Source organism: Pseudomonas sp. MD195_PC81_125 (assembly GCF_014060985.1).
GTDB lineage: Bacteria > Pseudomonadota > Gammaproteobacteria > Pseudomonadales > Pseudomonadaceae > Aquipseudomonas > Aquipseudomonas parakoreensis.
The window spans coordinates 1-4,365 of record NZ_JABULD010000271.1 but is presented as its reverse complement, the minus strand read 5'-3'; the positions used below and the strand labels follow the sequence as shown (position 1 = coordinate 4,365).

General features: G+C 59.6%; 6 protein-coding genes. 2 read left to right on the top strand and 4 right to left on the bottom strand.

What is annotated here, in order from left to right:
• The coding region (locus HT737_RS12100; protein WP_182402664.1) for an MFS transporter at positions 1–645 on the top strand (645 nt) is incomplete at its 5' end.
• A gap of 9 nt (positions 646–654) precedes the next feature.
• A complete protein-coding gene (locus HT737_RS12095; RefSeq protein ID WP_007966163.1) occupies positions 655–1,173 on the top strand; it encodes a single-stranded DNA-binding protein in 519 nt (172 codons plus the stop codon).
• Between the two features lie 83 nt (positions 1,174–1,256).
• Here HT737_RS12095 and HT737_RS12090 read toward each other — a convergent pair whose 3' ends face one another.
• From HT737_RS12090 to HT737_RS12075, 4 genes are read right to left on the bottom strand one after another with little or no spacing between them, the layout of a single operon-like run.
• A complete protein-coding gene (locus tag HT737_RS12090; protein WP_182402662.1) occupies positions 1,257–2,414 on the bottom strand; it encodes a glutathionylspermidine synthase family protein in 1,158 nt (385 codons plus the stop codon).
• A 2-nt stretch (positions 2,415–2,416) separates the two neighbouring features.
• On the bottom strand, positions 2,417–3,103 hold the full coding sequence (locus HT737_RS12085; protein ID WP_095668191.1) for a DUF1190 domain-containing protein: 687 nt from the start codon (positions 3,101–3,103) through the stop codon (positions 2,417–2,419).
• A gap of 17 nt (positions 3,104–3,120) precedes the next feature.
• The gene (locus HT737_RS12080) at positions 3,121–3,546 is read right to left on the bottom strand and encodes a DUF350 domain-containing protein (RefSeq protein ID WP_025109509.1); all 426 of its coding nucleotides are present in this window, start codon (positions 3,544–3,546) and stop codon (positions 3,121–3,123) included.
• Positions 3,547–3,560: 14 nt separating this feature from the next.
• Positions 3,561–4,208 (bottom strand): DUF2491 family protein, encoded by a 648-nt coding sequence (locus tag HT737_RS12075; RefSeq protein WP_041074457.1) that lies wholly within the window; start codon positions 4,206–4,208, stop codon positions 3,561–3,563.
• Between the last annotated feature and the right edge of the window lie 157 nt (positions 4,209–4,365).

Genomic DNA, 4,365 nt, shown 5'->3' with positions numbered 1-4,365 from the left:
CAGCACTGGTGGGTCTATCTCACCGCGCTGCTGATCTCTTTCTTCGCCATGATTCCGTTCATCATCTACGGCGAGAAGAAACGCAAAATGAAACGAATCTTGCTTGGCGCCGTCCTGACGCTGATGCTCACTGAGCTATTCTTCTGGCAGTTCGGTGACAGCTTGCGGGCGCTGGTGATCGGCACGGTGGTATTCTTCACCGCGTTCAATCTGCTGGAAGCTTCGTTGCCGTCGCTGATCAGCAAGGTTTCACCGGCAGGCGGGAAGGGCACGGCGATGGGCGTGTATTCCACCAGCCAGTTCCTCGGTTCGGCACTCGGCGGGATACTCGGCGGCTGGCTGTTTCAGCACGGCGGTCTGTCGGTTGTGTTCCTTGGATGTGCCGGTCTGGCTGCCATCTGGCTGGCCTTTGCTGTTACCATGCGCGAACCTCCCTATGTGACGAGCCTGCGCTTGCCGTTATCGCCCGAGGCGATCCGCGAAGCGGGTCTGGTCGAGCGCCTCAAGGCCCTCGTAGGGGTAACAGATGCAGTGATAGTTGCTGATGAAGCGGCTGTTTACATCAAACTGGACAAAGAATTAGTGGATCGCGACACCCTCGAACGCCTGGTGAACAACCCGGCCGGGGCTGCTTGCGAAGCCTAGGAGAACGTTATGGCCCGTGGGGTTAACAAAGTCATATTGGTCGGCACTTGCGGCCAGGATCCCGAAGTTCGCTACCTGCCTAACGGTAACGCCGTGACTAACCTGAGTCTGGCAACCAGCGAACAGTGGACCGACAAGCAAACCGGTCAGAAGGTCGAGAAGACCGAGTGGCACCGTGTTTCGATGTTCGGCAAGGTTGCGGAAATCGCCGGCGAATACCTGCGTAAAGGTTCGCAGGTGTACATCGAAGGCAAGCTGCAGACCCGCGAATGGGAAAAAGACGGTATCAAGCGTTACACCACTGAAATCGTGGTCGACATGCAAGGCACCATGCAACTGCTCGGCGGCCGTCCACAACAGGGCGACCAGCAAGGCGGTGGCAACAACTATCAGCAGCAGGCGCCACGTCAACAGGCTCCGCGTCCGCAGCAATCGGCTCCGCAACAGCGTCCAGCCCCGGCTCCACAGCAGGCTGCACCGCAACCGGCTCCGGATTTCGACAGTTTCGATGACGATATTCCGTTCTGATTGGATGCTGCATCCACGCTGAATAAAAAAAGGCCCGTCGTTCAAAACGACGGGGCCTTTTTTTGTGGGCGCGGATGCATGCCTCAGTCGAGGATCAGGTGCGGCAGAAACCGGCTCGAATCCTTGGTAATCAGACTATTGTCCTCCCGCACGCCGATCCCCGCCGCCTGATCGCCAATCACCCAGGAGCCGATCAGCGTGTAGCTGTCGTCGAACTTCGGCAATGGCGCAAATTCCTGCAGGATGAATGGCGCATCGGTGTAGGGCCCGTCCTCTTTGACGATCAGACCTTCTGCCGTGTGCAGTTCGATATTGGCGCCTTCGCGGGAGAAGTACGGTTTGCGCACCCAACCCTTGGGCACCGCACTGGCCGGGTTCGGATCAAGATGCGCCGCCAGCAGATTCGGATGGCCCTTGTGCAGTTCCCATAGCAGTGGGAGTGCACCTTTGTTCGACAGGATCGCTTTCCATACCGGTTCGAAAAACTGTGTATCGCACTCGGCGATCGCCGCACCGAACGGCTCGTGGAAGATGAATTCCCAGGCGTGCAGTTTGAACAGGTGCGGGATCCAGCAATCCTCAAGGTCAACGAAGCGACCCTCGGCGGTAAGGCCGATGTCTTCGATGTCGATGTGCCGGGATTCGATGCCGACCTTTTCCGCGATCAGGCGCAGGTAGTCGGTCGTGCCTTTGTCCTCGACCGAGTCTTTCATCGAGGCAAAGTAGAACGGACGCTTGAGCTGCAACTCGGCAAACGCCTGATGCAGCCTGGTATCGATGCTGTTGAACTGGTCGGCGTGGCGCGGCAACATTCCGCGCTCGATGCATTGCTCCAGCCAACCCCACTGAAACGCCGCCGCCTCATAGAGGCTGGTCGGCGTGTCGTAGTTGAGCTCCAGCAGTTTGGCAGGGCCATTGCCGCTGTAGGAAAAGTCCATGCGTCCGTACAGATGCGGATGACCTTCCAGCCAGGAAGTACGAATCATGTCGTAGTACGACGCCGGGATGCTCAGGCGATCCAGCAGCTCTTCGCTGTGCACCACGCGGTCGACCAGGTCCATGCACATCTCGTGCAGTTCGGTGGTCGGGTCCTCCAGATCGTTTTCGATCTGCGCGAGCGTGAACTGGTAGTAGGCGCTTTCGTCCCAGTACGGCTCGTCGTCGATGGTGTGGAACAGAAAGCCGAGACTTTCGGCTGTCTGTTTCCAGTCGGGGCGCTCGGCGCAGTGGATCTTCTTCATGGTCAGCTGCTCGAGCGTCCGGAACTGCTGCCCCAGCCACCCCAACCGCTGCGAGCGGAAGACTGGCTGCCGAAGCCGCCACGGGAGGTCGACGAGGCGACGTTCACCGGTTTGCTTTTGCTGCTCTCGTAGTCCGGTTGACTGCGCGGCGCCGATTCGATTTTGCGGTACTGCGTCGAGGTGTTGTAGGTCTGACGCGTGTCGCGATCGCGATAAACGGTGCGGTTGGCGTTGTTGCTCATCGCATTGCCGATCAGCCAGCCCGTGAGCCAACCGTTGCCGCCGCCACCAGAGGCGTGGGAAGTGCTTTGCGCGTTCTGCGCAGCCGCTGCTTCACCGGCAGGCATCTGCGCGTTGGCAAGCGCATTCAGGTCCTGCGGGGGCTCGCCGTTCTGCGGTACCTTGAAACCGCCGAGTTTGGGCACGAAGCGGCCGTCAGAGTTCTTCTGGCACCAGTCGGCAGCGAAGTCAGCGTCGCACGTGGCCTTGTCGGCGTAGGCCGGGGCAATGCGTCGGTGCTCGGTCAATGCTGCGACGTAGGCGTTGGAGCAGACATCGGCCGCCACTTCGGCGCCGACGCACTCCTCGACCGATTGAAAGCGTTGCTGATCCTGCGCGGCAACCTCGCCGGAAATCGCCAGCGCCACCGAAGCGGCGAGGGACAGTTGAACGTACTTGCTGCGTTTCATCGAAGGCTTCCTGCCGATCAGTTGGACGGGGTCATGCACGCGGCATTGAGCATGCCGACACTGATGGCCACTGCGGCCACGTAGATACCCGAAGCGATTTCACCGTTGGCGATCCGCCTGGAGGTGCCTTTGAGAACCAGGCCGGTGGCGAGGAACGCGAGCAATTGCACCACCGCCGCAATCACTGCCCACAGCACGAAATCGAGGACGTTGACCGAAAACGCGATGACATTGCTGGCCGGAATCGCAAAACCGATGATCGCGCCGGACAGGGCGATCGCGGCAGCGATGTTGCCGGAGCGGATCAGCTCAAATTCTTTATGGGGCGTGATGCGCGTGTAGACGAACTGAAACAGCATGAACAGCAGCACAGCGCCGATCAGGTAGACGACGAAACCGACCAGCGCGGTCTTGTTCAGGGAAACGGCCAGCACTTCCAGCATGGAAAACTTCCTTTTTAAATGGTGCTCAGATCAGTCGTGTACAGCGAAATGCCCAGCGAGGTGCTCAGGCTGACGGTGCCTTCTTCGTCCTGTTCGACGGAGAACAGCAGCAATTCGCGGCGATCGGTCAGGCCGGTCTCGCGCGCATAAAGCATGGAGTGGTGTTCGATGGTGTAACTCTCGTCCGGATTGACCACGTGTTCGGTCAGCGGGACCAGTTCGGTCTGGCCCAGCTCGGTGCCCCATTCGCGGCTGTACTGGACGCCGTCGTGGGTGTAGGTCGGCAAGCCGATCGGGCTTGCAGGACCGGCCAGGCGCTGGAGCTCGGCGTCACTGTTGACGGTCACGTAGTTGAGGTAGTTGAACAGGGTGACCGACTCGATCTGGTCGTCACCGGTGACGTGGATCTGCAGCCAGAAATCCTCGTTGTTGAGGTAGTAGCGATGCAGTTTGTTGGATTGGCCAAGGTCGATCCAGCCAGCGCTCCAGATTGCCTCTGCCGCCGGAACCTGCACTGAGGTGCTGCCATCAAGCAGCAAGGCCAGGGTCGAATCGAATCGCACGCCTTTGCCCTGTGCCATTCCGAGTGGGCCGCCGGCTACCGGAGCGGGCGCAGCCGGCTGCCAGTTGCTGGTGCCCAGCAAATCTTTTAACCATCCCATGGGTACATTCCTTGAGGCGGGTGGAGGTGTTCGTCGGTAAAAAAACGTCGCTAGTGTACCGGGCCGGGCGACGAACGAGCAGGCACAATGCAAATATTCCGGGTGCAAAAAACCTGTAGGAGCTGCCGCAGGTGCGATCTTTTTGATCTGGRTTGAA